This is a genomic window from Pseudomonas sp. SDT291_1_S447 (genome assembly GCF_054070155.1).
Map to the genome: position 1 here is coordinate 1 of NZ_JBSVXS010000266.1, position 1191 is coordinate 1191.

2 protein-coding genes are annotated in these 1191 nt (G+C 61.2%); both read left to right on the plus strand.

The window, feature by feature from the left end:
• Positions 1-803, plus strand: an 803-nt coding sequence (locus ACW9IR_RS29440) for a DUF4123 domain-containing protein (protein ID WP_457466119.1), incomplete at its 5' end; no start/stop codon positions are given.
• On the plus strand, positions 800-1191 hold a 392-nt coding region (locus ACW9IR_RS29445; protein WP_457466121.1), incomplete at its 3' end, for a toxin VasX. The genes ACW9IR_RS29440 and ACW9IR_RS29445, both read left to right, overlap by 4 nt.

Consider the following 1191-nt stretch of genomic DNA (forward strand, 5'->3'; position numbering starts at 1 on the left):
TGGACGGTGCGACGATCAGCGATCTGCCGCAGCGGTTGAAACAGCTCAACCCGACGGCCAGCACGCTTGCCCTCTACGACCAACCACCGTTTTCAGCGCTGCGCGATGTCTCGCCATTATTGGTGGCGATCGAGCAACCGGACGATTCCTTGGCGCAGTTCTATCTGCACAGCGCGCAGGAGGAGTGGGGCGTGCTGTTGTTCAGTGCTGCGCCGCTGCACGGCGTCGCCGAACACCTGCGCAAACTGATCACGGTCGAGTTGCCCGCCGGGCAATCGGCGTTTTTGCGCATGGCCGATGCAGCGGTGGCGCAGGCGTTGTTTGCCAGTGCCGATCAGTCTTTGTTCGGACCTTTGACCTGTGTAGTGACAGCCGACGTCGTCAATGACCTATGGCGGTTTCAGCGGCCCCGCCAGACGCAACATCCAGAGCTTACCGTGCCCTATCGCCTGAGTCCTGAGCAGGACATTGCGCTAGATCAGGTTGACCGGCGCCGAACGCTGCTTGAGCTCGATGCGCATTTGCTCCGCTACTTCTCTGAGCGCCATAGCGGCGAGAGCCTGGCACAACGCTGGGGCGTACTTGATCAGTTGGAGACTCAAGCATCTGCCCTTGGCCTCGGCGGTCCCTCTGCGTTGTTTTATTACGCCAACGTCGTGTTCTGGCTCGGCAGCAGCGAGTTCGAACAGCATCCGCAAATCCATCACTTACTCCACACGCCCTCGCTGCAATCACCCGGCGAGCGCGTCGCGCTGGCTGCGGCCCTGGCGCATCAGTGGGCTGCTGAACGAGGTCGATCATGAACCATCCCGCCAACCTCGCTGCTGCCGCGGCGTCCAAAACCCCCATCGGTTCTCCGGGCGCTTGCCCATTGCGGCAAACCCATGTGCAACTGTTGCCCTTGGCTTATGGCCTGGTGGAACGACCGCACGACCCGGCCGCCGAATTGACGCTGCCCTATGCCTTGACCGTGCGGCCAATGGGCATTCGCCGGTTGCGCGATGGTTGGCTGTACATCATCGACAGCCTCAGCGGCGAGTTGTACGAATTTCGCGTGCTGGACGGGATCGTTACGGCGCTGCTGCACCAAGGTAAAACCGTCACGGAAGATCAGCGTGCAGCGATCGAAGAACGTCCGGCGTTGATCTTTTCCCGCAAGAGCACGCTGTACGTGACCTTTGCCGAAGTGCA